The sequence below is a fragment of the Streptomyces sp. NPDC051913 genome, assembly GCF_044593635.1.
In the GTDB taxonomy this organism is placed as follows: Bacteria; Actinomycetota; Actinomycetes; order Streptomycetales; family Streptomycetaceae; genus Streptomyces.
This window is the reverse complement of record NZ_JBIUCI010000001.1, coordinates 1-25,327: the sequence shown is the minus strand read 5'-3', so window position 1 is coordinate 25,327 and position 25,327 is coordinate 1. Positions and strand designations below refer to the sequence as shown.

The 25,327-nt window shown below is 71.2% G+C and carries 26 protein-coding genes; 17 read left to right on the top strand and 9 right to left on the bottom strand.

Annotation, left to right across the window (positions count from 1 at the left end; genetic code table 11):
• Nucleotides 1-145: 145 nt before the first annotated feature.
• Genes ACIHIX_RS00130 through ACIHIX_RS00110 form a run of 5 tightly spaced genes read left to right on the top strand, consistent with a single transcriptional unit; the run spans nucleotide 146 to nucleotide 4,045 of the window.
• Nucleotides 146-1,051 carry an ABC transporter ATP-binding protein gene (locus tag ACIHIX_RS00130; protein ID WP_399948098.1) on the top strand — a complete coding sequence of 302 codons (906 nt, stop codon included), beginning with the start codon at nucleotides 146-148 and terminating at the stop codon, nucleotides 1,049-1,051.
• The gene (locus ACIHIX_RS00125) at nucleotides 1,048-1,782 is read left to right on the top strand and encodes an ABC transporter permease (RefSeq protein WP_399948096.1); all 735 of its coding nucleotides are present in this window, start codon (nucleotides 1,048-1,050) and stop codon (nucleotides 1,780-1,782) included. The genes ACIHIX_RS00130 and ACIHIX_RS00125 overlap by 4 nt, the downstream gene beginning before the upstream one ends.
• A gap of 25 nt (nucleotides 1,783-1,807) precedes the next feature.
• Nucleotides 1,808-3,040, top strand: coding sequence for a sensor histidine kinase (locus tag ACIHIX_RS00120; protein ID WP_399948094.1), 1,233 nt, complete (start codon nucleotides 1,808-1,810; stop codon nucleotides 3,038-3,040).
• Entirely contained in the window at nucleotides 3,030-3,659 is a 630-nt protein-coding gene (locus ACIHIX_RS00115; RefSeq protein ID WP_399948092.1) for a response regulator, read from the top strand. The genes ACIHIX_RS00120 and ACIHIX_RS00115 overlap by 11 nt, the downstream gene beginning before the upstream one ends.
• Complete coding sequence (locus ACIHIX_RS00110; protein ID WP_399948090.1) at nucleotides 3,659-4,045, top strand: hypothetical protein; 387 nt, start codon at nucleotides 3,659-3,661, stop codon at nucleotides 4,043-4,045. Before ACIHIX_RS00115 ends, ACIHIX_RS00110 begins: the two co-directional genes overlap by 1 nt.
• A gap of 4 nt (nucleotides 4,046-4,049) precedes the next feature.
• On the opposite strand, the gene ACIHIX_RS00105 is transcribed toward ACIHIX_RS00110, so the two are convergent.
• From ACIHIX_RS00105 to glgX, 3 genes are all read right to left on the bottom strand, one after another.
• Entirely contained in the window at nucleotides 4,050-5,453 is a 1,404-nt protein-coding gene (locus tag ACIHIX_RS00105; RefSeq protein WP_399948088.1) for a sulfatase, read from the bottom strand.
• 88 nt (nucleotides 5,454-5,541) lie between these two features.
• Entirely contained in the window at nucleotides 5,542-6,558 is a 1,017-nt protein-coding gene (locus ACIHIX_RS00100) for a hypothetical protein (RefSeq protein ID WP_399948086.1), read from the bottom strand.
• Between the two features lie 9 nt (nucleotides 6,559-6,567).
• Nucleotides 6,568-8,808 (bottom strand): glycogen debranching protein GlgX, encoded by a 2,241-nt coding sequence (gene glgX, locus ACIHIX_RS00095; protein ID WP_399948084.1) that lies wholly within the window; start codon nucleotides 8,806-8,808, stop codon nucleotides 6,568-6,570.
• A 315-nt stretch (nucleotides 8,809-9,123) separates the two neighbouring features.
• Here glgX and ACIHIX_RS00090 point away from each other — a divergent pair, with 315 nt between their 5' ends.
• The 7 genes from ACIHIX_RS00090 to ACIHIX_RS00060 all read left to right on the top strand — a co-directional run bounded on the left by ACIHIX_RS00090 (nucleotide 9,124) and on the right by ACIHIX_RS00060 (nucleotide 16,067).
• Nucleotides 9,124-10,341, top strand: coding sequence for an Ig-like domain-containing protein (locus ACIHIX_RS00090; protein WP_399948082.1), 1,218 nt, complete (start codon nucleotides 9,124-9,126; stop codon nucleotides 10,339-10,341).
• A gap of 167 nt (nucleotides 10,342-10,508) precedes the next feature.
• Entirely contained in the window at nucleotides 10,509-11,753 is a 1,245-nt protein-coding gene (locus tag ACIHIX_RS00085; protein ID WP_399948080.1) for an Ig-like domain-containing protein, read from the top strand.
• A gap of 92 nt (nucleotides 11,754-11,845) precedes the next feature.
• On the top strand, nucleotides 11,846-12,613 hold the full coding sequence (locus tag ACIHIX_RS00080) for an enoyl-CoA hydratase/isomerase family protein (protein WP_399948078.1): 768 nt from the start codon (nucleotides 11,846-11,848) through the stop codon (nucleotides 12,611-12,613).
• Nucleotides 12,614-12,913: 300 nt separating this feature from the next.
• Nucleotides 12,914-13,417 carry an ATP-binding protein gene (locus ACIHIX_RS00075; RefSeq protein ID WP_329334479.1) on the top strand — a complete coding sequence of 168 codons (504 nt, stop codon included), beginning with the start codon at nucleotides 12,914-12,916 and terminating at the stop codon, nucleotides 13,415-13,417.
• A gap of 20 nt (nucleotides 13,418-13,437) precedes the next feature.
• Nucleotides 13,438-14,205 (top strand): polysaccharide deacetylase family protein, encoded by a 768-nt coding sequence (locus ACIHIX_RS00070; RefSeq protein WP_399948076.1) that lies wholly within the window; start codon nucleotides 13,438-13,440, stop codon nucleotides 14,203-14,205.
• Nucleotides 14,205-15,398 carry a PQQ-binding-like beta-propeller repeat protein gene (locus tag ACIHIX_RS00065; protein WP_399948074.1) on the top strand — a complete coding sequence of 398 codons (1,194 nt, stop codon included), beginning with the start codon at nucleotides 14,205-14,207 and terminating at the stop codon, nucleotides 15,396-15,398. Before ACIHIX_RS00070 ends, ACIHIX_RS00065 begins: the two co-directional genes overlap by 1 nt.
• 75 nt (nucleotides 15,399-15,473) lie before the next feature.
• Nucleotides 15,474-16,067 carry an ADP-ribosyltransferase gene (locus ACIHIX_RS00060; RefSeq protein ID WP_399948072.1) on the top strand — a complete coding sequence of 198 codons (594 nt, stop codon included), beginning with the start codon at nucleotides 15,474-15,476 and terminating at the stop codon, nucleotides 16,065-16,067.
• Here ACIHIX_RS00060 and ACIHIX_RS00055 read toward each other — a convergent pair.
• Complete coding sequence (locus ACIHIX_RS00055; RefSeq protein WP_399948070.1) at nucleotides 16,021-16,689, bottom strand: GNAT family N-acetyltransferase; 669 nt, start codon at nucleotides 16,687-16,689, stop codon at nucleotides 16,021-16,023. The two genes, ACIHIX_RS00060 and ACIHIX_RS00055, sit on opposite strands and share 47 nt — an antisense overlap.
• A gap of 49 nt (nucleotides 16,690-16,738) precedes the next feature.
• Between ACIHIX_RS00055 and ACIHIX_RS00050 the strand changes: the two genes are divergently transcribed.
• Nucleotides 16,739-17,653, top strand: a complete 915-nt coding sequence (locus ACIHIX_RS00050; protein ID WP_399948068.1) for a MerR family transcriptional regulator — start codon at nucleotides 16,739-16,741, stop codon at nucleotides 17,651-17,653.
• Nucleotides 17,654-17,704: 51 nt separating this feature from the next.
• Nucleotides 17,705-17,917, top strand: a complete 213-nt coding sequence (locus tag ACIHIX_RS00045) for an EF-hand domain-containing protein (protein ID WP_126274470.1) — start codon at nucleotides 17,705-17,707, stop codon at nucleotides 17,915-17,917.
• A gap of 59 nt (nucleotides 17,918-17,976) precedes the next feature.
• On the opposite strand, the gene ACIHIX_RS00040 is transcribed toward ACIHIX_RS00045, so the two are convergent.
• Together ACIHIX_RS00040 and ACIHIX_RS00035 are read right to left on the bottom strand one after the other, a co-directional pair.
• Nucleotides 17,977-18,756 (bottom strand): ABC transporter ATP-binding protein, encoded by a 780-nt coding sequence (locus ACIHIX_RS00040; protein WP_399948066.1) that lies wholly within the window; start codon nucleotides 18,754-18,756, stop codon nucleotides 17,977-17,979.
• Nucleotides 18,753-20,396 (bottom strand): 2-isopropylmalate synthase, encoded by a 1,644-nt coding sequence (locus ACIHIX_RS00035; RefSeq protein WP_399948064.1) that lies wholly within the window; start codon nucleotides 20,394-20,396, stop codon nucleotides 18,753-18,755. Before ACIHIX_RS00035 ends, ACIHIX_RS00040 begins: the two co-directional genes overlap by 4 nt.
• 173 nt (nucleotides 20,397-20,569) lie before the next feature.
• On the opposite strand from ACIHIX_RS00035, the gene ACIHIX_RS00030 reads away from it, so the two are divergent.
• Nucleotides 20,570-21,262, top strand: a complete 693-nt coding sequence (locus ACIHIX_RS00030; RefSeq protein ID WP_399948062.1) for a FadR/GntR family transcriptional regulator — start codon at nucleotides 20,570-20,572, stop codon at nucleotides 21,260-21,262.
• Here ACIHIX_RS00030 and ACIHIX_RS00025 read toward each other — a convergent pair.
• Entirely contained in the window at nucleotides 21,259-22,179 is a 921-nt protein-coding gene (locus ACIHIX_RS00025) for an AraC family transcriptional regulator (protein ID WP_399948060.1), read from the bottom strand. The two genes, ACIHIX_RS00030 and ACIHIX_RS00025, sit on opposite strands and share 4 nt — an antisense overlap.
• A gap of 102 nt (nucleotides 22,180-22,281) precedes the next feature.
• Here ACIHIX_RS00025 and ACIHIX_RS00020 point away from each other — a divergent pair, with 102 nt between their 5' ends.
• Together ACIHIX_RS00020 and ACIHIX_RS00015 are read left to right on the top strand one after the other, a co-directional pair.
• Nucleotides 22,282-23,280, top strand: a complete 999-nt coding sequence (locus tag ACIHIX_RS00020) for a zinc-dependent alcohol dehydrogenase family protein (protein ID WP_399948058.1) — start codon at nucleotides 22,282-22,284, stop codon at nucleotides 23,278-23,280.
• An 80-nt stretch (nucleotides 23,281-23,360) separates the two neighbouring features.
• On the top strand, nucleotides 23,361-24,023 hold the full coding sequence (locus tag ACIHIX_RS00015; protein ID WP_399948056.1) for an NADPH-dependent F420 reductase: 663 nt from the start codon (nucleotides 23,361-23,363) through the stop codon (nucleotides 24,021-24,023).
• A 13-nt stretch (nucleotides 24,024-24,036) separates the two neighbouring features.
• Here ACIHIX_RS00015 and ACIHIX_RS00010 read toward each other — a convergent pair whose 3' ends face one another.
• Nucleotides 24,037-24,579: an MOSC domain-containing protein gene (locus tag ACIHIX_RS00010; RefSeq protein WP_399948054.1), complete on the bottom strand. Its 543-nt coding sequence runs from the start codon at nucleotides 24,577-24,579 to the stop codon at nucleotides 24,037-24,039.
• A 15-nt stretch (nucleotides 24,580-24,594) separates the two neighbouring features.
• Nucleotides 24,595-25,152: a glycoside hydrolase family 25 protein gene (locus ACIHIX_RS00005; RefSeq protein WP_399948052.1), complete on the bottom strand. Its 558-nt coding sequence runs from the start codon at nucleotides 25,150-25,152 to the stop codon at nucleotides 24,595-24,597.
• Between the last annotated feature and the right edge of the window lie 175 nt (nucleotides 25,153-25,327).

The window sequence follows — 25,327 nt, the reverse complement described above, 5'->3', positions numbered from 1 at the left end:
GAGTTTTGGCCCGACCGGGGTCGGGCGCTGGTCCTACGACCTGCGCGTTCGAAGGGGTCGTAGCGCGGCATCGACCGATCGGTTGATGCCCGTTCGAGCGCGACGGCCGATGTGCGCGACCCCTGCTCGCCGCGACGCTGAGGTCATGTCCGTCATCGAAGTCAGCGAGCTGCGCAAGTCCTACGACGGCCGAACCGTCGTCGACGGTGTCTCCTTCGCCGTCGAGGAGGGCGAGATCTTCGGCGTCCTCGGCCCCAACGGAGCCGGCAAGACCACCACCGTCGAGTGCGTCGAGGGCCTGCGGGTCCCCGACGCGGGCCGCGTCCGGGTCACCGGCCTCGACCCGGTCGCCGACCACGAGCAGGTCGCCCGTGTCCTGGGCGCCCAGCTCCAGCAGAGCGAGCTCCAGGCCAAGCTCACCGTCCGCGAGGCCCTGGAGCTGTACGCCTCCTTCCACGTTCGCCCCGCCGACTGGCGGCCCCTCGCCGAACGCCTCGGTCTCACCGACCGGCTCACCACCCGGTTCGCCAAGCTGTCCGGCGGGCAGAAGCAGCGCCTGTTCATCGCGCTCGCGCTCATCGGCGACCCTCGGATCGTCGTCCTCGACGAACTCACCACCGGCCTCGATCCCCGCGCCCGGCGCGACACCTGGGAACTCATCGAGGACGTCCGGGCCGGCGGCGTCACCGTCCTGCTCGTCACCCACTTCATGGAGGAGGCGCAGCGGCTGTGCGACCGGATCGCGGTGATCGACAAGGGGCGGATCGCCGCCCTGGACACCCCGGCCGGTCTCATCCGGCGCTCGGCGGGCGCCACGGTCATCAGCTTCACCCCGTCCGCGCCGCTGGGCGACCGTGAGCTGAACACCCTCCCGGGGCTGGCCTCCCTCGCCCACCACGACGGCCGCGTCACCTTGTCCGGCACCGACGAGACCGTCAGCGCGGTACTGACCCTCCTCGCCCGGCTCCACGTCACCGCCCATCAGCTTCGCGTCACCGACGCCACCCTCGACGACGCGTTCCTCGACCTGACGAAAGAGGCCGCGGCATGAACACCGCCGTCCTGCGCACCGAGATCCGCCTCTTCCGCCGCGAGCCCGGCGCCCTCTTCTGGATCCTGCTCTTCCCGACCCTGCTGCTGGTGATCCTGGGCTCGGTCCCCTCCTTCCGGCACGCGGAGGCCGACCTCGGCGGGCTGCGGACCATCGACGTCTACGTCCCCGTGGCCGTCCTGCTCGGGCTGATCGTGAGCGGCCTCCAGGCGATGCCGCAGACCCTCACCGGCTACCGCGAACGCGGCATCCTGCGCCGGATGTCGACCACTCCGGTCCGCCCGTCCGCCCTGCTCACCGCCCAGATGGCGGTGTTCGCCGGGGCCGCCCTCGGCTCCGCGCTGCTGGCCCTCGCCGTCGGCCGGCTCGCCTTCGACGTACGCCTGCCCGAGCAGCCTCTCGGCTATCTCCTCGCCCTGGTCCTGGCCGTCCTCGTCGCCCTCGCGCTCGGCGCGGTGGTCTGCGCGCTGTCCCGGACCACGAAGATCGCCGGTGCCATCGGCTCCGCCGTGTTCTTCCCGGCGATGTTCTGCGCGGGACTGTGGGCGCCGGTGCAGACCATGCCGGACGTCCTCGCCCGGATCGTCGGCTGCACGCCCTTCGGGGCGGCGGCCGAGGCGCTGAACCGGGCGGCGGCGGGCCACTGGATCGGCTGGACCCACCTGGGCGTCCTGGTCGCCTGGACGGTTCTGCTGACGGCCGGCGCCGCGCGCTGGTTCCGCTGGGAGTAGGCGGTCCACCGTGCAGACTGGGGGCATGACCGCGGCGGACGAGCAGATCGAGCGGCGCTGGAACCAGTTCCACACCTGGGGCGCCTACGGGCTGCTCGCCATCGGCAGCTTCCTCTCGGCCGTCACCGGCGACCTGATGATGGGGCCCGCCGAGTGGTACGCGGCCGGGGCCCTGGTGATCGCCGCCCTGGTGCTCCAGCTGTGGCACGGACCCCGCCGGGGCCGCCGGGTCCCGTCCCGGCGCGGGGTCGTCTACTACGTCCTGCGCTGGGCCATCGCCTTCGTCCTCACCTGGATCAACCCGTTCTTCGCGTTCTACGCGGTCACCGGCTACTTCGACGCCGACGAGGTCATCCCGGGCGTACGGCGGCAGCGGCTCGGGCTGTTCGCCACCTCGATCGTGGTGGCGGGCTCACAGTCCGGTGGGCTGCCGTTCCGCAGCTGGGCCCAGGTCGCGGTGTTCGGCGGACTGCTGGTCGCCAACAACGCGCTGCTGATGGCCGTCGCCCACCTCACCTTCCAGGAGGAACAGCGTTCCCGGGAGCGCGCGGCCACCATCGAGGCGTTGCGCCAGGCGCTCGACGAAAACGCCTCCCTGCACTCCCAACTCCTGGTCCAGGCAAGGGAAGCGGGCGTCGCCGACGAGCGCCGACGGCTCGCCGCCGAGATCCACGACACCATCGCGCAGGGCCTGACCGGCATCATCGCCCAGCTCCAGGTCGTCGCGAACGCCCCCGACCTGGACCTCGCCCGCACCCATCTGGCCCGCGCCTCCGACCTGGCCCGGCACAGCCTGGGCGAGGCCCGCCGCTCCGTGCACAACCTCGCCCCGGTGGCGCTGGAGAACGCGGGACTCGCCGAGGCCCTGAAGAAGACGGTCGCCGAATGGGGTGAACGGACGGGCGTACGCGCCGAGTTCACCGTCACCGGCACCGCCGAGCAACTCCACGACGAGGTCTCGGCGACGCTGCTGAGGATCGTCCAGGAGGCACTGTCCAACGCCGCCCGGCACGCCCAGGCCGGCCGGGTCGGCGTCACCCTCTCCTACCTCGGCGACGAGGTCATCCTCGACATCCGCGACGACGGCCGGGGCTTCGACCCCGCCACCGTCCCCGAACGCACCCGCACCGGCGGCTTCGGCCTGGACGGCATGCGCGCCCGCGCCGAACGCATCGCCGGTTCCCTCACCGTGGAGTCGGAGCCCGGCCAGGGCACGGCCCTGTCGGCTCGCGTACCGTTGGTCCGCCATGACCGCTGACATCTCGCTGCTCATCGTCGACGACCATCCCGTCGTACGGGACGGTCTGCGCGGCATGTTCGAGAACGCCCCCGGCTTCCGTGTCCTCGGCGAGGCGTCCAACGGGGTGGAGGCGCTGGAGCGCTCCGCCGTCCTCGACCCGGACGTCATCCTGATGGACCTGCGCATGCCGGGCGGCGGGGGAGTCGACGCCATCCGCGAGCTGACCCGCCGCGGCGCCCGCGCGAAGGTGCTCGTCCTGACGACGTACGACACCGACTCCGACACCCTGCCCGCCATCGAGGCGGGTGCGACGGGCTATCTGCTCAAGGACGCCCCGCGCGACGAGCTGTTCACCGCCGTGCGGGCCGCCGCCGAGGGCCGCACCGTCCTCTCCCCGGCGGTCGCCACCCGGCTGGTCTCCGCCGTCCGCACCCCCGGCAACGAGCCGCTCTCCGCGCGCGAACGCGAGGTGCTGACCCTCGTCGCCAAAGGCACGTCCAACCGCGAGATCGCCCGTGAACTCTTCATCAGCGAGGCCACCGTGAAGACCCATCTCACGCACCTGTACGCCAAGTTGGGCGTCAACGACCGCGCGGCGGCGGTCGCGACGGCGTACCGGCGGGGGATTCTGGGCTGATGACCTCTTCTCATCGGACCGGCGGCGAGGAGGAACTCGCCGCCGCGAAGAAGCGGCTGAGCCTCCCGCGTATCGTCGTGATCTGCGGCTCGACCCGTTTCATGGCCGAGATGGCCGAGGCCGATCTGCGGGAGACCACAGCCGGAAGGATCGTCGTCAAGCCGGGCTGCGACCTGAAGTCGCCGCACGCACTCTGGTCCGATCCTGTCGAGGCCGAGGCGCTGAAGGCTCGACTCGACGACCTGCACCGAGCCAAGATCCGGCTCGCCGATGAGGTGCTCGTGGTCGGCGACCACATCGGCGACAGCACCCGAGCCGAGATCGCCTACGCCCGGTCGCTGGGCAGGCCCGTGCGGTTCACCCACCCCGAAGTCGACCCCAAGTGATCACCTAGGCGGGATACGGCAGCAAGGTGGCGGCCTTCTTCTCCCACGCCGTCCTCAGCTCGGCCAGCAACTCCGGCTTGTCCGCGGCGAGATCGGCCTGCTCGCGGGCGTCGGCGGCCAGATTGTAGAGGTGGTCGGCCTTGTCGGCGTCCTGGTAGTACTTCCAGTCGCCGCGCCTGAGCGCCCGGTTGGCCCGCACCCGCCAGAACAGGTCGCGCTCCGGCAGCTCCTCGCCGCGCAGGAGATAGCCCGCGAGGCTCGTGCCGTCCAGGGGGTACGCCGGGTCGGGGCGGGCGCCGCCGAACTCCAGCAGGGTCGCCGTCCAGTCGGGGGAGAAGTTCGGCTCGTGGCTGACCTGGTGGCCGTCGATGCGGGCGGGCCAGCGGACGATCGTCGGGACCCTGATACCGCCCTCCAGGAGGACGAACTTCTCACCGCTGAGCGGCCAGTTGTAGGAGTAGCGTTCGCCGCCGTTGTCGCTGGCGAACACCACGACCGTGTTCTCCTCCTGCCCGGAGCGGCGCAGCGCGGCGAGCACCTCGCCGACGGCCGCGTCCAGGGACTCCACCATCTCCGCGTACTTCTCGACCGAGCCGCCGTCGTAGTGGTTGAGCGCGGCCACGACCTCGGCCTGGGACTTGGCGGCACGGATCTTCGCCTCGATCTCGGCGCCGGTCTCCTCGTCGCCCTCCGCGAGCCAGGGCCAGTGCGGGGTGGTGAAGTTGAGGTTCAGCAGCCAGGGCTTGTCGTGCTCGCGGCCCACGTACTCGACGGCCCGCTCGGTCAGGACCTCCGTGTAGTAGCGCAGGTCCTTGTAGGTGGCGTCGCCCTCGTAGAGGTCGTACTCGCCGAGCTGGCCGAGCTTGGAGAAGTACTCCAGCACGCCGCCGTGGTTGCCGAAGAACTCGTCCCAACCCGACTTGGTGGGGCTGTAGTCGGGCAGCCAGCCGCAGTGCCACTTGCCGATCAGGGCGGTGGCGTAACCGGCCTTCTTCAGCAGCGAGGCGAGCGTGGGATGGTTCGGGTCGAGGCCCTGCGTCCTGTTGCCGATCGGCTCGGCCAGCCCACCCGGCGTACGGCCCGGATAGCGTCCGGTGTAGAGGCTGAACCGCGTCGGGGAGCAGGTCGCCGACCCCGAGTACGCGTCCGTGAACCGCACGCCCTGCCGGGCGAGGCGGTCGAGGTGCGGCGTCTTGATGTGGGGGGCGCCGTAGGAGGAGAGGTCGGCCCAGCCGAGGTCGTCACCGAGGATGACGAGGATGTTGGGACGCCGGCTCGCACCGCCGACACGTGCGGTGAACGGGCGCTCGGCGGGAGCGGCTTCGGCGGCGGTGGTCGTACCGGCGACGGCGGTCACGGCACCGCCACCGACGAGACCACCGAACGTACGGCGGGAGATCTTCGGCATGCGGCCGAGTCTGATCGCCGGACCGGTGCCCTGGCCAGGAATCACAGACGGAGTTCACAGGGCTGCAACGGCCCCGCAACGCCGGGCCTCAGCGGCCGGGTGGGAGCGCCTCCAGCCGGTCCAGCACGGGGTCGAGCTCACGCCGCAGCAGCTTGCGCACCGAGAACACGCTCGGCACCCGCAGCGTCGACGGATCGAAGCGCACGAACCGCGGCTGCCAGTCGGGACCGAAGACGATCACGCCCTTCAGCGCGAAGTCCCAGAGCAGCCGTTTGCGGCCGCCGTTCATCAGCACCTCCCACCGGGGCCGCTCCGGACGGGCGGGGGGCGGGTACTCCGGCAGGGCGCACCGCTCCGCCACGACCTCGCGGAACGCGTCGTAGGCCGTCCGGTCGCAGTAGACCAGCAGCACCAGCCGCTCGGGCGGCAGCACGCGCAGGGACTCCACGAACTCCCACACCGTGCCCCGCCCCGTGCCCACCGACAGCGTGACCACCCGCGCCCGCGCGATGAGCCCGCTCACCACCCGCTGCCACTCGTGGTCGGCCACGTACATGCGCTCGGCGCCGGCCTCCGGCAGCTGCTCGCCGGGGCGGCCGATCGCGACCACCCGGCCGAGCCGCCCGAACCGCCGGACCAGGTCCTCCTCCTGAGTGCGCCCGGAGAGAAAGAAGAGGTTGGCGGCGCCTGCCCCGCCGCCGGAGAGTTCCAGGGGCATGGCGGACATGACCTGGTCGAGGTCGAAGGGGCGCAGATACAGGACGTGCCCGGTCGAGTGGGCCGCCCGCAGCGGGTCGAGGATCTGGGCGGTGTGCCGTCTGCCGCTCTGCGCCCAGACCCGCCCCAGGGCGAACGCGCCCCAGCCGAGGAAGAACACGGGGACGCACACGAGCAGGGCCGTCAGCCACCCGCCCCGGTGCGAGGTGCCTTCGAGAAGGTGGCGGACAGAGGCCTGGGCGACGAAGACGCTCCCCAGCCCGAACACGGCCCCGCTCACTCGCAGCACCCACCCGACGACGATCAGCCGCCGCCCCACGGCACGGTCCTGTCGCCCGCGTGGCGACCGGTCGTTGTTCCGCAGGAAGTACGTGTTCCCGTTGGTCACCGCCGACTCCTACCCGACGCGCAGCAGCAGAACCGCCCGCGCCGGAACCGTGATCGCCGCCCCCGCGCGGTGCACCACCCCCGGCGCCGACCCCTGCTCCTCCCGCGAGGTGTCGACGACGACCTCGTACCGTTCCGCCCACGGCGGCCCCGGCAGCACGAAGCTCGCCGGACGGTCCCCGGCGTGCAGCACGGCCAGGAAACTGTCGTCGAGGACGGGATCGCCGCGCTCGTCGCGGCCCGGGATGTCCCGCCCGGAGAGATACATGCCGAGCGTGGCGGCCGGCGCGTACCAGTCCCGCTCCGTCATCTCGGCGCCCCGTGCCGTGAACCACGCCAGATCGCGCAGCCCGTCCGCGGAGTGCGCCCGCCCCGAGAAAAAGGCCCGCCGCCGCAGCACCGGGTGCCGGTGGCGCAGCGCGATGAGCCGGGACGTCAGCTCGAACAGCGCCTTCCAGCCCGGCTGTTCCAGCAGCCCCCAGTTCAGCCAGCTGATCTCGTTGTCCTGGCAGTACGCGTTGTTGTTGCCCCGCTGGGTGCGCCCCAGCTCATCGCCCGCGACCAGCATCGGCACGCCCGTCGACAACAGCAGCGTGGTGAGCAGATTGCGCAACTGGCGGCGCCGCAGCGCCCGTACCCGCTCCTCGTCCGTCTCGCCCTCCGCGCCGCAGTTCCACGACCGGTTGTCGTTCGAACCGTCCCGGTTCCCCTCGCCGTTGGCCTCGTTGTGCTTGCGTTCGTAGGACACCATGTCGCGCAGCGTGAAACCGTCGTGCGCCGTCACGAAGTTGACCGAGGCGTACGGCCGCCGCCCGCCCCACGCGTACAGATCGCTCGACCCCGACAGCCGGTAGCCGAGATCCCGTACGTCCGGCAGCGCGCCGCGCCAGAAGTCCCGTACGGCGTTGCGATAGCGGTCGTTCCACTCCGTCCACAGCGGGGGAAAGGCGCCCACCTGATAGCCGCCCGACCCGACGTCCCACGGCTCGGCGATCAGCTTCACCCGGCGCAGCACCGGGTCCTGGGCGATCACCGCGAGAAACGGGGACAGCATGTCGACGTCGTGCATCGACCGCGCCAGCGCCGCCGCCAGGTCGAAGCGGAAGCCGTCGACGCCCATCTCCGTGACCCAGTAGCGCAGCGAGTCGGTGATGAGGCGCAGGACGTGCGGCTGCACGACGTGGAGGGTGTTGCCGCAGCCGGTGTAGTCGGCGTACCGGCGGGCGTCCGACTGGAGCCGGTAGTAGCCCCGGTTGTCGATGCCCTTCAGCGACAGCGTCGGGCCCAACTCGCCCGCCTCCGCCGTGTGGTTGTAGACCACGTCGAGGATGACCTCGATGCCCGCCTCGTGCAGTGCGCGCACCATGTCGCGGAACTCGCCGACCTGCTGGCCGGTGGTGCCGGAAGCGGCGTAGCCGGCGTGCGGGGCGAAGTAGCCGATGGAGTTGTAGCCCCAGTAGTTCTTCAGGCCACGGCGCAGCAGATGGTCCTCGTGGGCGAACTGGTGGACGGGCAGCAGCTCGACGGCCGTGACACCGAGCTTGGTGAGGTGCTCGATGGCCGCCGGATGCGCCAACCCGGCGTAGGTACCGCGCAGTTCCTCGGGGATGCCGGGGTGCAGTTTCGTGAAGCCCCGTACATGCAGCTCGTAGATGACCGAGTCCGCCCACGGTGTCTTCGGGCGGCGGTCGTCCGCCCACTCGTCGTCGGGGGCGTCGTCGTGGACGACCACGCCCTTGGGGACGTGAGGGGCCGAGTCCCGGTCGTCGCGCACGGTGTCCGCGACCTGCTGCTGGGGCCAGTCGCGGACATGCCCGTAGACCTCGGGCGGCAGGCTGAAGTCGCCGTCCACGGCACGGGCGTACGGGTCGAGAAGCAGCTTCGCCGGGTTCCAGCGCCCGCCGGTCCAGGGGTCCCAGCGTCCGTGCACCCGATAGCCGTACCGCTGACCGGGCCCGACGCCCGGCACGAACCCGTGCCAGATCTCGTGCGTCAGCTCGGTCAGCGGGGCCCGGGTCTCCTTGCCGTGCTCGTCGAAGAGGCACAGCTCGACGCCCTCCGCGCCGCCGGCCCACAACGCGAAGTTGGTGCCCGCGACCCCGTCCGGGCCCACCCGGAACCGGGCCCCCAACGGCACGGGCGCACCGGGCCACACGGGCACGGCCGGCGCCGACGGCGTGCGCCGCGCACCGTTCACGACGGCCGGCCGTACGTCGTCGGCCACCGCCTCCTGCTCGGCTGCGCTGGACACCTCAGGCCTCCCACGGCTCGCGGAACGACGCGAAAACGAGCGCACGGCGTCCCGGCCGCGGCTCCCCGTCGCGTCGTCCTCCCCACTGTTCTGCCCAGCGCTTGGGCAAGCGACCCCGAGGAGATGCAGGCACGCCCCCACGCCGCCCGGCACGCCCTCTCGCCGCACCGGACAAAGGCCCTAGTAGCTCCGCTACGAGAGCCTTCGCCCGGCACGCCGAGAGCACGCACCGAACGACGCGGGAACGCACCCGCACCTCCCCGGGGCCGCTTCCACTCACGTTTCCCCAGGGCGGGGCCGATCGTTGGGCCCTCCGTGAGGCATGCACACAGGCGCGCTCGGCGCGCAGGGGCCGCTCTGGCCGCCGTACTGACATGGGCAGGACTGCTGGCCGGCTGCACTTCGGAGTCGGGCGGGCTCGACCTCGGGGGGTTCGGGAAACCGCCCGCACCGCAGGACGTCATCCAGGTCACCCCGGACGACGGCAGCAAGGGCGTGGAACAGGACAGCCGGCTGCGGGTGCGGGTGCCCAGCGGGCGGCTCGAATCGGTGCGGGTGGTGAAGTCCCAGGACGCGCAGGACACCCCGGTGCCCGGTCACGTCTCCGAGGACGGGCTGAGGTGGGAGCCCGACGACGGGCGGCTCGCCCTCGCCGCGAAGTACACCGTCGACGCCGTCGCCCTCGACGGCCACGGCCGCCGTTCCGCCCGGCACACCACGTTCACCACCTACGTCCCGGAGGAGCGCTTCATCGGGTACGTCACCCCGGAGAACCGCTCCACGGTCGGCACCGGGATGATCGTCTCCCTCGGCTTCAACCGCGACATCGAGAACCGCGCGGCCGTCGAACGCGCCGTCCACGTCACCGCCGAGCCGCCCGTGGAGATCCGCCCGCACTGGTTCGACAAGGGCCGCCTCGACTTCCGCCCCGAGCACTACTGGAAGCCCGGCACCCGGGTGACGGTCTCGCTCCGGCTCCGCGACGTCGAGGGCGCCCCCGGCGTCTACGGCCTCCAGTACAAGACGTTCTCCTTCACCGTCGGCCGCCACCAGGTCTCCCTGGTCGACGCCGCCAAGCACACCATGCAGGTCAGGCGGGACGACGAACTGCTGGCCACGGTGCCGATCACGGCCGGGGCACCCCGGACGACGACCTACAACGGCAAGATGGTCATCACCGAGATGCTCGAAGTGACGCGTATGAACAGCCGCACGGTCGGCTTCGGCGGCGAGTACGACATCCCCGACGTCCCGCATGCCCTGCGCCTCACCGACTCGGGCACCTTCCTGCACGGCAACTACTGGGCACCGGACGCCCCCGGCAAGGTCAACGTCAGCCACGGCTGTGTCGGTCTGAGGGATGTGAAGGGCGGCGGTTCGGACACCCCCGCGGGCTGGTTCTTCGACCGCAGCCTCATCGGCGATGTCGTCGAGGTCGTCCACAGTGATGACAAAAAGGTCGCTCCTGACAACGGGCTCGGAGGGTGGAATATGGGATGGAAGGAGTGGAAGGCGGGCAGCGCGGTGAAGTAACCAGGTGGGGGGCCGGGTTGACGGGCGGGGAGGGGGTCACGGTTGGGACCGAACGGTGACAGTCGCACCCCGCCGACGGCCGGGATCTTCTGGTTAATATGCGCCGAGTGCGCGGGACGCGCAGGGGGTTGCGGGCCTGGACCGGGCCCGGCGAGGGGAGAAACACTTTGAACGTGCGACCGATATCGGGGGCGTCGGTTGACGCACGCGTGCGGCGGCGCAAGGGCTGGATGGCCGTGGTGTCCGGAGTGATGCTGGTCGCCGTCACCGCGTGCGGGGGCGGCGGCGGTGAGTCGGACGGCAAGGCCGGGACCGGCAAGGGCGAGGACGCGAGTGCCGCGGAGAGCAAGCAGTCGGCGGCCGTCGTCGCCATCGCGCCCAAGGACGGCGCGAAGTCGGTGGAGACCAGTGGCGCCCTCAAGGTGAGCGCCACCAAGGGCAAGCTGACGACGGTCGAGGTCAAGACGGCCAAGGGCGACAAGGTCGACGGCGAGATATCCGCCGACGGCGCCTCCTGGACGCCGTCCACCCACCTGGCCGGTGCCACCACCTACGCGGTGCACGCGGTCGCCAAGGACTCCGAGGGCCGTGAGGCCGCCGAGGACTCCAGCTTCACCACCCTGACGCCGAAGAACACCTTCGTCGGCAACTTCACGCCGGAGGACGGCTCGAAAGTCGGCGTCGGGATGCCCTTCTCGATCCGCTTCACCCGGGGCATCACCAACCCGGACGACGTCGAGAAGGCCATCAGCATCAAGACCGAGCCGGCCGTCGACGTCGAGGGCCACTGGTTCGGCAACGACCGACTCGACTTCCGCCCCGAGGACTACTGGGCCGAGGGCACCAAGGTCACCGTCGACCTCAACCTCGACGGCGTCGAGGGCCGTGACGGGGTCTACGGCAAGCAGGCCAAGACGGTCTCCTTCACCATCGGCCGCAACCAGGTCTCCGTCGTGGACGCCAAGAAGCACACGATGAAGGTCATGCAGGACGGCAAGGTCATCAAGACCCTCCCGGTCACCACCGGCAAGCCCGGCTACGACACCTGGAACGGCCAGATGGTCATCAGCGAGCGCCTCCGGGTGACCCGGATGAACGGTGAGACGGTCGGCTACGGCGGCGAGTACGACATCAAGGACGTCCCCGACGCCATGCGCCTGACCAACTCGGGCACCTTCATCCACGGCAACTACTGGGGCGGCGACGCCTTCGGCAACTACAACGCCAGCCACGGCTGCGTCGGCCTGCGCGACAACCGCGGCGGCGGCGACCGCTCCGCCCCGGCCGCGTGGTTCTTCGACCACTCGATCATCGGCGACGTGGTGGTCGTGAAGCACTCCAACGACGCCACGGTCGCCCCGGACAACGGCTACAACGGCTGGAACATGTCCTGGTCGGAGTGGAAGAAGTAGTCCGAGAAACAGTCCTGCGACGCTCGGCGTGCGGCCCCGGTGTGAGCTACTCCACCGGGGCCGTTGTCGTTAGTGGCCGTTAACCTTCCCCCATGACCGTAACTCTGGAAGTCGCCGAAGGCGTCGGCACCATCCTTCTCGACCGTCCGCCCATGAACGCGCTGGACGTCGCCACCCAGGACCGGCTCAAGGACCTCGCCGAGGAGGCGACGCGTCGTGACGACGTGCGGGCCGTGGTGGTCTACGGCGGGGAGAAGGTGTTCGCGGCCGGCGCGGACATCAAGGAGATGCAGGCCATGGACCACACCGCGATGGTCCTGCGCGCCCGCGCCCTCCAGGACTCCTTCACGGCCGTGGCCCGCATCCCCAAGCCGGTCGTCGCGGCCGTCACCGGCTATGCGCTGGGCGGCGGTTGCGAGCTGGCGCTGTGCGCGGACTTCCGGATCGCCGCCGACAACGCCAAGCTGGGCCAGCCCGAGATCCTGCTCGGTCTGATCCCGGGCGCCGGCGGCACCCAGCGTCTGGCCCGGCTCATCGGCCCGTCCAAGGCGAAGGACCTCATCTTCACCGGCCGGATGGTCAAGGCCGACGAGGCGGAGCGGCTGGGTCTGGTGGACCGGGTGGTCCCGGCCGCCGAGGTGTACACCGAGGCGCGGGCGTGGGCGGCGAAACTGGCACAGGGGCCGGCGATCGCGCTGCGGGCCGCGAAGGAGTCGATCGACACGGGTCTGGAGACGGACATCGACACCGGGCTCGCCGTCGAACGGAACTGGTTCGCGGGCCTGTTCGCCACCGCCGACCGGGAGATCGGCATGCGCAGCTTCGTCGAGGAGGGGCCGGGGAAAGCGAAGTTCCTCTGACCGTCCGGGCGGAAAAGCCGGTGGTGAAACTTCCCTGAACCACTTGCAATTGACGGGATGTCTCATCCGGGTCCCTCGATGGGGCGGTTTATGGGAGCCTTAACGCAACCTTAAGTCTGCCTTGTCGAGGGGGACCGTCGATTGCCACCAACCGAGCCTCCGTCGCAGGTCAGTGAGGCCGTCGACCACTCCGAACTGCCGCTGGCATATGCCGATCGAAAACAGCGGAACGGTGGATTCCGGGGGGCGTATTCGGCAGGAACGGCCCCGGAGGGCGCCCGGTGCGGCCATGATGGGGGCATGGCGGGGCTGGAGGGTATCGAACAGCCGCGGGGACACGGCCGTGCGACCGCGGCGCGCTGGTCGCCCACGGTCGAGGACGAACACGCGCAGAAGGCGCTGGAGTTGTTCGGAGATCCCACCGAGGCGGAGGTTCCGCTTCCGTCCCGCCCCGAGTCCGCGGCCACGGCCCGCCGGCTGACCCAGGTCGTCGTCCTCCGTCAGTGGGGGCTCACCCCGAAGATGACCGAGGACGCCGTTTTACTCGTCTCCGAACTCGTCGGCAACGCGGTCCGGCATACGGGCGCGCGGGTGTTCGGGCTCCGGATGCGCCGGCGGCGGGGCTGGATCCGCGTCGAGGTGCGCGACCCCTCGCGCGGGCTGCCGTGTCTGATGCCGGTGCAGGAGATGGACATCAGCGGGCGGGGGCTGTTCCTGGTGGACAAGCTGTCCGACCGCTGGGGCGTCGATCTGCTGCCGCGCGGGAAGACGACGTGGTTCGAGATGCGGGTCGCTGATCGGTAGCCGGGGCAAACCGCCCTTAAATGGGGCAAGTGACCACTACCGATCGTCGGACAGTGCTCCGCGCCACCGCCGGACTCGCGTTCACCGCCGGGTGCGCCACCCATGGTGCCGTCGCTCATCCGGCCCCCTCCCGGTCCGCCGGCCCCTCGGCCGGACCCCCCGCCCCCGGCCCCCGCCGCTTCCCCGGCCTTCCCGCCCAGCTCACCCACGGCCCCCGCGACCGCCCCCGCGTCGCCCTCACCTTCCACGGCAACGGCGACCCCGCCACCGCCCGGGCACTGCTCTTGGCAGCCGAGGCGCACGGCGCCCGTATCACCGTCCTCGCCGTCGGCAGCTGGCTCGACGCGCACCCCGAGCTCGCCCGCCGCATCCTCGACGGCGGCCATGACCTCGGCAACCACACTCTCCACCACCTCGGCGTCAACGACATGTCCGAGGCCGACGCGCTCGCCGAGATCGAGGGCTGCGCCGACCGGCTGCGCGGCCTCACCGGCTCCATCGGCAGCTGGTTCCGGCCCTCGCGTGCCGCCCGGGCCTCGCCGCTCGTCGAACGGCTGGCCCGCCGCGTCGGCTACCCGCACGTCCTGTCGTACGACGTCGACGCCCTGGACTTCACCTCGCCCGGCGCCCCCGCGATCACCCGCAAGGTGCTCGGCGAGGTCCGGAACGGGTCCGTGGTGAGCCTGCACTTCGGGTACGCCGACACGGTCGCCGCCCTCCCCGCCGTACTGGAAGCACTCGACCGCCGCGGCCTTGCCGCGGTGACCACCACGGAGCTGTTCAGCTGATGCACCGCCTTGTGAAGCAGACCCTGGCCACGGGGGCCGTCCTCGCCGCCCTCGCCGCCTGTGGCACCGACACCCGCGACCACGCCGCGCCCCACCGCACTCCGACCCAGGCGGCTCCGACCCGGGCGGCCGTCCCCGCGCCGCCGAGGAAGAAGCCCGTCCACGGACTGCCCGGCATGCCGCCGGTCCTCGATCCGCGGGACGTCTACGCCGCCGACCGCCCCAACAAGCTCTCCCCGGTCGTCAAGGACTTCCCGTCGCGGGTGTACGTCCCCAACACCGAGTCCGACACGGTCTCCGTCATCGACCCGAAGACGTACAGGATCATCGAGACGATCCATGTCGGCCGCCAGCCCCAACACGTCGTCCCCTCCTGGGACATGAAGACCCTGTGGGTCAACAACAACCGCGGCCACACCCTCACGCCCATCGACCCGAGCACCGGGAAGGCGGGCAAGCCGGTCGAGGTGCACGACCCGTACAACCTCTACTTCACGCCCAACGGCAAGTACGCCGTCGTCATGGCCTCCCTCGACCGCGAACTCGTCTTCCGCGACCCGCACACCATGGAGCGCAGGAAGACCGTCCCGGTCACCTGCTACGGCGTCAACCACGCCGACTTCTCCCTCGACGGCCGGTACTTCATCGTGTCCTGCGAGTTCAGCGGCGAGCTGCTCAAGGTCGACACCGAGAAGATGAAGGTCGTCGGACAGCAGAAGCTCCCCTTCCGCGGAGCCATGCCGCAGGACGTGAAGATCTCGCCCGACGGCAAGCGGTTCTACGTCGCCGACATGATGGCCGACGGCATGTGGGTCCTCGACGGCGACACGTTCGGCAAGCCGAAGCTGATCCCCACCGGCAAGGGCACCCACGGCCTCTACGTCAGCCGCGACTCGCGCGAGATGTACGTCTCCAACCGGGGAGAAGGAACCATCTCCGTCTGGGACTTCGCGCAGGACAAGGTGACGAAGAAGTGGCGCCTGCCCGACGGCGGCAGCCCCGACATGGGCGGTGTCTCGGCCGACGGCAAGGTGCTGTGGCTGTCGGGGCGTTACGACGCCGAGGTGTACGCCATCGACACCCGCACCGGCACCCAGCTGGCCCGCATCAAGGTCGGCAGCGGCCCGCACGGGCTCGCCGTCTACCCGCAGCCCGGACGCTACTCACTGGGCCACACCGGCATCTTCCGCTGATCCGCGGTCAGTTGACACGCCGCCGCACGAGTGAAGATCCGCAACCCGACCGGCCCGGACCGGGAGGGTGCTCCCATGATCACCACTCGTCTGCGGCGGCGTGCCGCTGCCGCCGTCCTGTCCCTCGCCGCCGTCTTCGCCACCACGGCGGCCACCGCTCCCTCGAAGGCCCCCACGACCCCTGACTGCAAGGTCCAGTTCGACGACCCGATCAAGGCCGCCGCCGACCGAACCGTCGACGTCGGTCGCATCACCCCCGAGCCGGTCTGGCGCAAGAGCTGCGGCACCCTCTACCGCAGCGACGGCCGCGGCCCGGAGATCGTCTTCGCCGAGGGCTTCAAGCCGAAGGACGTCGTCGACGGCCAGTACGACATCGAGAAGTACGTGCTGGTCAACCAGCCTTCCCCGTACGTCTCCACGACCTACGACCACGACCTGTACAAGACGTGGTGGAAGTCCGGCTACAACTACTACATCGACGCCCCCGGCGGCGTGGACGTCAACAAGACCATCGGCGACACCCACAAATGGGCCGACCAGGTCGAGGTGGCCTTCCCCGGCGGCATCGCCCGGAAGTACATCATCGGCGTCTGCCCGGTGAACAAGACCACCAAGGTCGAGATCATGAGCGGCTGTCAGAGCAACCCGCATTACGAGGCGTGGCACTGAGCAGCAGCACCTCCGCCCCCACCGGCCGGTAACCGGCCGCCTGGAACGCCCGCATGCTGCGGGCGTTCCCCGGCGCGACCTGCGCCCACAGCGGCTCGGCGACGAGCTGGCGGGCGGCCGTCACCAGCAGCCGCCCCAGCCCCCGGTGCCGTACGCCCTCGTCGACCTCGACCGAGACCTCCAGGCGCCCACCGATCCCGCGCCCCATGACGAGCACCCCGCCGTCCGCCGTCCAGGCCCGCACCTCGTCGCGGCGCCCGCGCGCGTAGACGATCCGCGGATGACCGGCGTCCTCGATCTCCCGCAACGCGAGCGGCGGTTCGCCGGGCAGGGGCGGGCCGACCAGCATCGTGTCGATCGTCTCGGCCCGACGCCCGGTCCGCTCCAGGAAGGCCGCCAGGAACCGCGGGTTCATGGTCGCGGCGAGCGGATCGCAGTCCAGCCCGCGCAGCGTCTCGTGCACCCAGTCCGGATCCTCGTCGGTGAAGACGACGGAGTGCGCGGTGAAGGCGAGCACCCCCGCGTCCCGAGGTGACGCCTGCGCCACGACCGTCGTACGGCCGTCCGCCGACGGGAAGACCCCGCGGGCCGCCGCGTCGAGAATGTCCCGAAGAGTCTCCACCGCACCCGCCCTTGAGTCTCCACCCACTGGAAGGCCCAGACTCACACACATGATCGACGACGGCACCGGACTTCTCACCATCGGCGAGCTGGCCCGGGCGACGGGCCTGACGGTCCGGACCATCCGCTACTGGTCCGACGAAGGCGTACTCGTGCCGGTGACCCGCTCCGCCGGGGGCTACCGGCTCTACGACACCTCGTGCGCCGCCCGCCTGGAACTGGTCCGCACCCTGCGCGAGCTGGGCCTCGGCCTGGACGACGTACGGAAGGTGCTGGACGGGGAGCGGACCGTCGCGGAGGTGGCGGCGGCGCATGTGACGGCGCTGGACGCGCAGATCCGTTCGCTGAAGGTGACCCGGGCGGTGCTGTCGACCGTGGCGCGACGCGGTTCGACCGCAGAGGAGATGACCCTGATGAACAAGCTGGCACGGCTGTCGGCGGCCGAACGGGCCCGGATCGTGGAGGACTTCACGACGGAGATCTTCGACGGGCTCGACACCGCCGACCCCGACATCCGCACGCGGCTGCGGTTCGCCCCGGCGGATCTGCCGGACGACCCGACGCCCGAGCAGGTCGACGCGTGGGTCGAGCTCGCCGAGATGATGCAGGACCCCGAGTTCCGGACGCTGATGCGCAGGATGATCGAGTTCAACGCGGCCGACCGCGGCCCGGACGTCCCCGCGGGCACCTCGCTGTGGTTCATGAGCCGCCTGGTGCAGCTCGCGGGGGAGGCGCTGGAGCGGGGGATCACGCCGGACGCGCCCGAGGCCGCCGACCTGCTCCGGGGGCTGCTCGGCGACGCGGACCCGACCGAGGTGCTGACCCGGCTGGAGGCGGGCTCCAACGTGCGGGTGGCCCGCTACCGCCGGCTGTGGGCCGCGGTGGCGGGGCTCGGACCGCAGGCGGCGTACGAGGAGGAGTTCGCGTGGGTGGTCGCCGCGCTGCGCTCTCGGACCGCCGGTTAATCTGACCCCCGGCAACAAGCCAAGCAAGGTACGACGAAAAGGGGCGGATCGGTGGCGAACATCGACGAGGCACGCAAGGACTTCGAGCGGATCGACACGGACGGTGACGGCTTCATCACCGCCGCGGAGTTCAAGACCGCCCTCGCTCAGGAAGGCGACTGGAACGTCACCGAGTCGGTCGCCGAGGTGATCATCAAGACCCGTGACCTCAACGGCGACAAGGTGCTCTCCTTCGACGAGTTCTGGGCGTACCTGAGCAAGTGACGCGAGCGGGAAGGGGGCGCCCGAGAAGCCGGAAGAGGCTTTTGGGGGCGCCCCCTTCGTCATGCCCGGCGCACGCTCCAGCGGCCGTCCCGGCGGTCCAGGACCAGGGGCAGGTCGAAGCACTTGCCGACCTGGTCACCGGTGAGGACCTCGGCGGCCGGACCCCGGGCGAGGACCCTTCCCTCGCGCAGGAGCAGGGCGTGGGTGGTGCCGCCCGGGAGCTCTTCCAGATGGTGGGTGACCAGGACCGTCGCCAGCGTCGGATGTTCCCGGCGCAGCTCGTCCAGCGCCCCGATCAGCTGCTCCCGTCCGGGCAGATCGAGGCCGGTCGCCGGTTCGTCCAGGAGCAGCAGCCGCGGTTCGGGCATCAGCGCCCGCGCGATCAGGGTGCGCCCGCGCTGCCCCTGCGAGAGCGTGGGCCAGCGGGCGTCGCGGAGCTCCGCGAGACCGAGCGTGTCGATGAGCCGCTCCGCCCGTTCCTCCTGCGCGGGCGTCGGACGCCAACGCGGCAGCGGGGCCACGGAGTTGGTCAGCCCGGTCAGGACGACGTCCCGGGTGCGCAACGGCTGTGTGAGCGGATGGCGCGGATCGACATGACCCACGTACGCCCGCAGCTCCCGCAGATCGACCCGGCCCAGGCGGCGCCCGAGCACCTCCACCGTCCCGTGCGTGGGATGGACCACCGCGCCCAGCAGGCTCAGCAGCGTCGACTTGCCCGCCCCGTTGGCGCCGAGGAGCGCCCAGTGCTCGCCGGCCCGGACGGTCAGACTCACCTCCTGGAGAATCGGCCGCCCCTCCCGTACGACGTCCACACCCTCCGCGCGCAGCACCTCCGTCACCGCAGCCCCCGGTTCACCGCGGACAGCACCGCCGCCGTCGCGCTCTCCCCGGCGCCCCACGCGGTGCGGCCGTTCACCTCGACCTCGGCGTAGGCGGCACCGGCGTCCTCGGTGAAGTCCAGGACGCGGACCGTGAACCCGGCGCCGGCGAGGGCGTCCACGAAGGCGGACACCGGGCCCGCGCCCGTGCCCTCGTAGTCGCCGACCCGGTCGCCCGTGCGCAGGGTGCAGACGAAGCGGTGTCCACCGGAACCGTCCGGTTGGGTGGACCAGGTCTCCAGCGCCACCTCGCCGTCCGCGACGACGTACGTCGAGCGGAACAGGTCGTGCAGCTCCTTCGGCGTCATCTCCCGCCCGCTGTCGTCCGTGGCCTCCTGCACGACCCGGGAGAAGTCCGGACGCATGCGCGGCGGCAGGTCGACACCGTGGTGGGTCTTCAGCAGGTACGCCATGCCGCCCTTGCCCGACTGGGAGTTCACCCGGATCACCGCCTCGTAGGAGCGGCCGATGTCGGCCGGGTCGATCGGCAGGTACGGGACGTTCCAGGGCTCGTCCGGGTGCGCGGCCCGATGTGCGAAGCCCTTGCTGACGGCGTCCTGGTGGGTGCCGGAGAACGCGGTGTGGACGAGGTCGCCGGCGTAGGGGTGGCGGGGGTGCACCGGCAGGCGGTTGCAGTGCTCGACCGTCTCCTTGACGCGGTCGATGTCGCTGAAGTCGACCATGGGGTCCACGCCTTGGGCGTACAGGTTCATGGCGAGGGTCACCAGGTCGACGTTCCCGGTGCGCTCGCCGTTGCCGAACAGACAGCCCTCGACGCGCTGCGCACCTGCCAGGACGGCCAGTTCGGCACAGGCGACGCCGGTGCCGCGGTCGTTGTGGGGGTGCACGGAGAGGATGACCGAGTCACGGCGGGACAGGTTGCGATGGACGTACTCGATCTGGTCGGCGTAGACGTTCGGGGTCGCGATCTCCACCGTCGCCGGGAGGTTGTGGGTGACCGGACGGTCCGGGCTCGCGTCCCACAGCCCGGTCAGCAGGTCGCACAGCTCCAGCACGAAGTCCGGCTCGGTGAGGTTGAAGGTCTCGGGGGAGAACTGGAACCGGACACCGGGGTGCCGGCCGAGCCGGGCCATCCGCTCGGCCGCCTCCCGGACGGTCCGCCGGATGTCCGCCCGGTCACGGCCGAGGACGAGCTCGCGCCACACCGGCGACGTGGCGATGTACAGATGGACGACGGCCCTCGGCAGCCCCTCGACCGACGCGAAGGTCCGGTCGATGAGGTCGGCCCTGGCCGGGGTGAAGACGACGGGGGTGACGTCGTCCGGTACGGCGTCGGTGGTCACCAGATGCCGGACGAAGTCGAAGTCGGTGCGGCTGGCGGACGGATAGCCCACCTCGATCTCCTTGAACCCGGTCGCGACGAGCAGGTCGTACAGACGGCGCTTGCGCGGGGTGTCCATCGGTTCGGCCAGCGCCTGGTTGCCGTCGCGCAGGTCGACGGGGACCCAGAGCGGGGCGCGCTCGATCCGGGCGGAGGGCCAACTCCGGTCGAGTGCGGGGACGTTCACCCGCTCGTCGAACGGGCGATAGCGGTGGTACGGCATGGGACTCGGGCGCTGTGGATTCCAGACGCTGGTCATGGCTTCGGCGTTTCCTTCGGCTCGGTCGCAGGAGACCGGCGGCAGCACGGCGCCCGCGGCGGGGTGCCGGTCGCGTCAGGCCCCGCCGCGGCAGCCGAGAAGAAGGAGACCACGGAAGATCATGGGAGTACGCTAGCCACTCCTCAGGTCCTCAGACAAGTGGGAAACGTGAAGTGAGTACGTCGTCATCGCCCCTGGGCCCCCTCCGGCCCAGCCCCCTGGTGGAACAGGCCGCCGAACGCCTGCGCGCCCAGATCGCCGCCGGCCACTGGGAAGTCGGCGGCAAGTTGCCCGGCGAGACCACCCTGGCCAGGGAGTTGGGAGTGGGCCGCTCCACGGTCCGTGAGGCCCTGCGCGCCCTGGCCGGGGCGGGGCTGGTCCAACCCCGGCAGGGCGCCGGGGTGTTCGTCCTCGCCACGGAGCCGACGGCGGACTGGCCGACCCGGCTGCGGCGGGCCGCGGTGACGGATGTCTACGAGGTGCGGATGGGTCTGGAAGTGCACGCCGCCCGCCTCGCCGCGCGGCGCCGGACACCGGAGGACGTGGCGGCCATGGAACTGGCGCTGCGGGGCCGCAGGGCGGCTTCGCAGCGGGACGACGAGGCGTTCATCGACGCCGACATCGCCTTCCACGCGACGGTGGTGGCGGCCGCCCACAACCCCGTACTCGCCGATCTGTTCACGGAGTTCACCCCGGTCCTGCGACAGGGCTTGATCGAACTCCTGACCCTGACCGGCCTGCGCACCGACGACCCCAACACGGCCGACGAGGCCCATGAGGCGCTGGTGCGGGCGGTCGCGGACGGGGACGCGGAAGCGGCGGCGGAGGTGGTACGGGCCGAGCTGGAGGACCCGTTCGCGACTTAGGAGGCGTGCCTGCGGTACTGCCCCGGCGCCACCCCGTACTCCCGCTTGAACGCCTTGGCGAAGGCGAACTCCGAGGTGTAGCCCGAGCGTTGGGCGACCTGGCGGAGCGGCAGGTCCGCCTCGCGCAGCAGTCGGCCGGCCGTCGTCATGCGCCACCACGTCAGATACGCGAGCGGTGGCCGCCCCACCAGCGTGGTGAACCGGCGGGCGAACGCCGCCCGGGACAGGCCGCCGTGGGCGCCGAGTTCCTCCACCGTCCAGGGGTGGTCCGGCGCGGCGTGGATGGCCTGCAACGCCGAAGTCACCGCGGGGTCGGCGAGCGCCGCCGCCCAGCCGGTGGGATGCCGGTCGGTGCGCGCCTCGCCCTGCCACCAGGCGCGCAGGATGTACAGCAGCAGGGTGTCCAGGAGCGAGGCGATGATGGTGTCCGCGCCGGGCCGCGGTTCCTCCAGCTCGGTGCCCAGCAGCTCCACGGTCGCCCGCAGGGACCGGTGGGCGCCGACCGTGGCGGGCAGATGCACGACCTCCGGCAGCTCGGTGAGCAGGGGGTGCGCCCGGCTGCGGTCCAGCCAGTAGGCGCCGCACAGCAGGACCGTGTCCGGCACCGCGTCCCGCACGGGAGGCGGGGGCGGGGACGGGGGTTCGTCCGGCCGGAACCGGACGACCGTCGGCTCCACGTGCGGACCGCTGGTCAGCGCGTACCCCCGCCCGTGCGCCAGGAACACCACGTCCCCCGGCGCGAGCGCCACCGGCTCGCCCGCCGAGGGCAGCAGCCAGGCCGACCCGCGCAGCACCACATGGAACCCGGCGCCCTCCGAGTCCTCGATCCGCATGCCCCACGGCGCGTACTTGTCCCGCCTGCCCGAGTGCGGCCGCCCGGTGCGCATCGCGGCGATCGCGTCGCTGAGTACGTCCATGTCCGCCACCGTAGCCGGGAGTCGGCGGGGGAAGACGCTGGGACAGGAAACGGAGATCGACGGACATGGATCGTCCCGGCCGTGGCTCCTAGCGTGGACGACATGCCAACTACCGCACGTACCGTGCTCTTTCATGACCTGGGCGGACCCGAGGTACTGACGATCGAGGACATTCCGGTGCCCGCCCCCGGCCCCGGTCAAGTAACCGTCCGTGTCGAGGCGTTGGGCCTCAACCGGGCCGAAGCCCTTTTCCGCTCCGGCGCCTACTACTACCAGCCCGCCCTCCCCGCCTCCCGCCTCGGCTACGAGGCGTCCGGAGTCGTCGAGGCGGTCGGCGAGGGCGTCACCGCACTCACCGTCGGCGACCCGGTGACCACCGGACCCGGTATCGAGATGAGCGCCCAGGGCGTGTACGCGGAACGGGTCGTCCTGCCCGAGACCTCGGTACTGCCCCGCCCCGCTTCCGTGGACGCCGTCACGGGCGCGGCGTCCTGGCTGACCTACACGACCGCCTACGGAGCCCTCCTGGAGACGGCCGGGCTCAGGCCCGGCGACCACGTCCTGATCACCGGGGCCTCCAGCGGGGTGGGCACGGCGGCGATCCAGGTGGCCCGCCGCATCGGCGCGGTCCCGCTGGTCACGACCCGTACGGAGGCCAAGCGGCAGGGGCTGCTGGAGGCGGGGGCGGCGGAGGTGATCGTCTCCGAGGGCGGCGCCGAGACGGTGGCGAAGGAGGCCAGGCGGCTCACCGGCGGCCGGGGCGTCGAGGTGATCTTCGACGCGATCGGCGGCCCCGGCTTCCGTCCCCTGGCCGAGGCGCTCGCGGAGGGCGGTTCGGTGGTGGCCTACGGCTGGCTGGACAGCCGTCCCGCCGAGATCCCCCGGAACTGGCCCTTCACGATCCACACGTACGCCAACATGATCCTCACCGCGACACCGGGCGGGCGCCGCCGCTCCACGGCCTTCCTGAACGCGGGCCTGTCCGACGGTGGCTTCCGGCCGGTGATCGCCGAGGTCTTCGAGGGCCTGGACCGGATCAGGGACGCCCACGCTCTGATGGAGTCGAACCGCCATACGGGGAAGATCGTGGTCCGGATCTGAGCGCGCCGGAATACACCCTGGCCGACCGGGGTTGATGCCACTCGGACGTATGCACATGCATAAAATCTGGAGGGCTTGTCATGAAGATCGGCATCATCGGCGCGGGCAACATCGGCGGCAACCTCACCCGTCGGCTCACCGCCCTCGGGCATGACGTGGCGGTGGCCAACTCCCGCGGCCCCCAGACCCTCACCGCGCTCGCGCAGGAGACGGGCGCGACGCCGGTCCCCGTCGAGGAGGCCGCGCGCGGCGCGGAGGTGGTCGTCGTCACGATCCCGCTCAAGGCGATCCCGGACCTGCCGAAGGGCGTCCTCGACGGGGCGGCGGACGGGGTGGCGGTGATCGACACCGGCAACTACTACCCGAAGCAGCGGGACGGCCGGATCGCCGGGATCGAGGACGAGGGTCTGACGGAGAGCCGCTGGACGGAACAGCACCTCGGCCACCCCGTCATCAAGGCCTTCAACGGCACCTACGCCCAGGACATCCTGGACCGCCACCGCCCGGCCGGCGCCCCCGACCGCCAGGCCCTCCCGGTCGCCGGCGACGACGAGGCGGCCAAGGCGAAGGTCCGCGCCCTCATCGACGAGCTCGGCTTCGACACGGTCGACGCGGGCGGCCTCGACGACTCCTGGCGCCAGCAGCCGGACACGCCGGTGTACGGACTTCAGGAGGGCGTGGACGCGGTGGCGAAGGCCCTGGCCGACGCGAGCCCGGAGCGCCCTGAGGGGTTCCGCGCCTGACGCCTGCCGACGTTCAGACGATCTCCAAGGGCACGTGCGGCCCGTCCGGCAACTCCACCACGATCCCGTCGCCGGGCCGCACGACCCCGCCCTCCAGGACGACGCTCATGATCCCGCCCTTGAGCCGGAGCTTGCCGTCGGAGTCCCGGGTGACGACCTGCTTCAGCAGCCCTTGCCGGAAGGTGTCGATCTGAAGGCAGGGGTTCCGCAGCCCGGTGACCTCGACGACGGCCCGCTCGCCGAGGTGCAGCCGCGTTCCGACGGGCAGCGCGAGCAGATCGATGCCCTGTGTGGTGACGTTCTCCCCGAGCTCCCCGGCGCCGACCTCGATGCCCGCTTCCCGGACCTCGTCGAACAGCTCCTGGTGAAGGAGGTGCACCTGGCGCAGATTCGGCTGCGAGGGGTCCCTCGCCACCCGGGACCGGTGCTTGACCGTCACCCCGGCGTGCACATCCCCTTCGACTCCCAGCCCGGCGAGCAGCGTGATGCTCTCCCGGTTGGGTTTGGTGAAGGAGTAGGTCCCGTTGCTGCTGACCGCAGTGATCTTCCCGCCCATGGCACGGACTCTACGTCAGGCGTCCTCGGCCCATTCGCGCAGCGCCGCCTTGCTCGCGAAGTCCGCCACGTTCTTGTCCAGCGGGTCGTCGGTGTACTGGTGGAAGCGCCACTCCGCCTTGATGCGGGGCTTGCCCGCCGTCACGTAGTCGGCGATCCAGAGACCGTCCCCCGCGTAGGAGGTCGTGTCGATGTTCAGCCAGTAGTTCCGGTTCGTGTAGAGGACGACACGGTTGTCCGGCCGTAGCTCCTTCACCTTCCGGATGAACCGGTCCTTCTCCGCGTTGGTCGCGTGCGTCCCCTCGCCGGTGGTCTCCCAGTCCACGGCGAGGATGTCGCCCGCCCGCTCCGGGGCCTTGCTCACGAAGTACTCCGCCTGGGCCGTCAGGTTGCCCGGCCAGAGGAAGTGGTAGAAGCCGACGACCAGACCCGCGTCCCGGGCCCGCTTCGTCTGGGCCGCGAGTTTGGGGTTGGTGTACGTCCGTCCCTCCGTCGCCTTGACGAAGACGAAGGAGAGGCCGTCGGTGCTGTAGGAGGAGGACTGGTAGGCGCTCACGTCGATGCCGCGCAGCATGGGGGCTCCCTGAAGTGCCGTCGGGGGGCAGGGGTCGGCGGGTGAATCGCCAACCACCTTGGCATGGAGGCCCCTTGCCCGTTCAGCACTCGATGATGTTCACCGCGAGTCCGCCGCGGGCGGTCTCCTTGTACTTGACGCTCATGTCGGCGCCGGTCTCCTTCATGGTCTTGAT

Bases quoted from the DNA above. Each gene is read 5' to 3' on its own strand.
- ACIHIX_RS00130 (WP_399948098.1), top strand. From the start codon at position 146: ATGTCCGTCATCGAAGTCAGCGAGCTGCGCAAGTCCTACGACGGCCGA.
- ACIHIX_RS00125 (WP_399948096.1), top strand. From the start codon at position 1,048: ATGAACACCGCCGTCCTGCGCACCGAGATCCGCCTCTTCCGCCGCGAG.
- ACIHIX_RS00120 (WP_399948094.1), top strand. From the start codon at position 1,808: ATGACCGCGGCGGACGAGCAGATCGAGCGGCGCTGGAACCAGTTCCAC.
- ACIHIX_RS00115 (WP_399948092.1), top strand. From the start codon at position 3,030: ATGACCGCTGACATCTCGCTGCTCATCGTCGACGACCATCCCGTCGTA.
- ACIHIX_RS00110 (WP_399948090.1), top strand. From the start codon at position 3,659: ATGACCTCTTCTCATCGGACCGGCGGCGAGGAGGAACTCGCCGCCGCG.
- ACIHIX_RS00105 (WP_399948088.1), bottom strand. From the start codon at position 5,453: ATGCCGAAGATCTCCCGCCGTACGTTCGGTGGTCTCGTCGGTGGCGGT.
- ACIHIX_RS00080 (WP_399948078.1), top strand. From the start codon at position 11,846: ATGACCGTAACTCTGGAAGTCGCCGAAGGCGTCGGCACCATCCTTCTC.
- ACIHIX_RS00075 (WP_329334479.1), top strand. From the start codon at position 12,914: ATGGCGGGGCTGGAGGGTATCGAACAGCCGCGGGGACACGGCCGTGCG.
- ACIHIX_RS00070 (WP_399948076.1), top strand. From the start codon at position 13,438: ATGGGGCAAGTGACCACTACCGATCGTCGGACAGTGCTCCGCGCCACC.
- ACIHIX_RS00065 (WP_399948074.1), top strand. From the start codon at position 14,205: ATGCACCGCCTTGTGAAGCAGACCCTGGCCACGGGGGCCGTCCTCGCC.
- ACIHIX_RS00060 (WP_399948072.1), top strand. From the start codon at position 15,474: ATGATCACCACTCGTCTGCGGCGGCGTGCCGCTGCCGCCGTCCTGTCC.
- ACIHIX_RS00050 (WP_399948068.1), top strand. From the start codon at position 16,739: ATGATCGACGACGGCACCGGACTTCTCACCATCGGCGAGCTGGCCCGG.
- ACIHIX_RS00035 (WP_399948064.1), bottom strand. From the start codon at position 20,396: ATGACCAGCGTCTGGAATCCACAGCGCCCGAGTCCCATGCCGTACCAC.
- ACIHIX_RS00025 (WP_399948060.1), bottom strand. From the start codon at position 22,179: ATGGACGTACTCAGCGACGCGATCGCCGCGATGCGCACCGGGCGGCCG.
- ACIHIX_RS00020 (WP_399948058.1), top strand. From the start codon at position 22,282: ATGCCAACTACCGCACGTACCGTGCTCTTTCATGACCTGGGCGGACCC.
- ACIHIX_RS00015 (WP_399948056.1), top strand. From the start codon at position 23,361: ATGAAGATCGGCATCATCGGCGCGGGCAACATCGGCGGCAACCTCACC.
- ACIHIX_RS00010 (WP_399948054.1), bottom strand. From the start codon at position 24,579: ATGGGCGGGAAGATCACTGCGGTCAGCAGCAACGGGACCTACTCCTTC.
- ACIHIX_RS00005 (WP_399948052.1), bottom strand. From the start codon at position 25,152: ATGCTGCGCGGCATCGACGTGAGCGCCTACCAGTCCTCCTCCTACAGC.